Genomic DNA, 1,521 nt, shown 5'->3' with positions numbered 1-1,521 from the left:
AAGACGAAATCATCAGCGTAGCGACAGTAAGCTACCGCTGGTCGCCAATGTCGTCTTTCTCGCATGGCGATTGGAAATTCTCGTTGGATGCTAGAGTTCCAGTACCAACGATCTTTGCGAGCCTTCTTGCCAAGATAGCGTTTCTCAAGCCATTGGTCGAATTCATTCAGCATGATATTCGACAGTAATGGTGAAAGCACACCACCTTGCGGAACGCCGTCGTGAGCAGCATGAAACAGCCCTTTGTCGACATGGCCCGCTTTGATGAATTTCCAGAGGAGGTCTAGGAAACGACTGTCACAAATCCGCCTGCGAACGCACCGCATCAGCTTTCGGTGGTGGACAGTATCAAAGTAGCTTGCCAAGTCGCCTTCTATGACCCAGCGGCCCTTTGTTTCTCCACTATCCGTAAGCTGCAATTTCACGGTTCGGATAGCATGGTGCACGCTTCTTTCGGGGCGGAAGCCGTAGGATAAGCGATGGAAGTCGCTTTCCCATATGGGCTCCATTGCCATCAGCATCGCACGTTGTACAATCCTATCTCGCAGTGTTGGTATCCCCAGTGGACGCTTCTTGCCGTTGGCCTTCGGAATATAGATACGACGAGCAGGCTGAGGCTGATAGGTTCCAGCCAGCAGCTCTGAGCGAATATCATCCACATAGTGGCTAATATCCTGCTCTACTACTCGTCGAGTCTCACCGTCTACCCCAGCAGTCTTGGCCCCCTTTGATGCCAGTGTTTTCCACGCAGCATCCAGGAGCCAATCGCGCCCTGCAATCAGCCTCAACAGTCGATCAATCCTACGATTCGGATCTTCTGTTGACCATGTTGCTAGCTTGCTCTGCATTTCCCTGATTATCAAAGGTCTTCACCTCTCTCAGTCAGGTAATTAGTGGAACAAGCCACTTGAACTGCCTCCCTTCGCCATGTGGTGGGCTTTCCCCACCTCGGACTACTACGGAGGCTCCGCCAGCTTGTTGGGCATCGGGGTCGCACTCCCTTACCATCCCATACAAGCCTTCCCTCGTTTACATGCTGGACTCAAGCGTATGGAGGAGGTTGCCGATCGCAATCTTTACCCTTGCATGCTGCAAGTTGGTGTACCCGGTACGGATTAGCTGCGCACTGTCCATACCTCTGTTGGCAACGACTTGGCTATTCGTTGCCCGCAGCAGAAGTGAGCCGTACCTGTACTCACTGCTGGGGTACACACCTCCAATAAGCCGTGTAGGAGGTGGCGACACGTTCAGCCCACAGACGCGGATTAATCGGTTCGTGTTCCTCAACCTTTCCATACTTAGCCTAGAGGTGCATCTTGGCGTAACGGCTTCGCCTCACACCCCGTTTCCCACGGGTTACATCACCCTGCCAGTGCACTGCAGGTCACTGCCGCTTCGGCTCATGCCCTCTCACAGCAGAGGGCAGCCCTTCACTAGGAGCATCCTGCTCGTCATGAAGGTATTCCAGTCATGCTCGTGCCCATTCAGCTACTTCCTGCTGCCTTCAGGGTCGAGGCACAC

At 53.6% G+C, this 1,521-nt stretch carries 1 protein-coding gene; it reads right to left on the bottom strand.

Going from position 1 to position 1,521, the window contains the following annotated elements; translation table 11 throughout:
* Positions 1–788, bottom strand: a 788-nt coding sequence (locus RS027_RS13470; RefSeq protein ID WP_446497141.1) for a reverse transcriptase domain-containing protein, incomplete at its 3' end; no start/stop codon positions are given.
* Between the last annotated feature and the right edge of the window lie 733 nt (positions 789–1,521).

Source organism: Halomonas garicola (genome assembly GCF_031935715.1).
Classification (GTDB): domain Bacteria; phylum Pseudomonadota; class Gammaproteobacteria; order Pseudomonadales; family Halomonadaceae; genus Vreelandella; species Vreelandella garicola.
The sequence above is the reverse complement of the archived record's forward strand: the minus strand, read 5'-3'. Positions and strand labels throughout refer to the sequence as shown.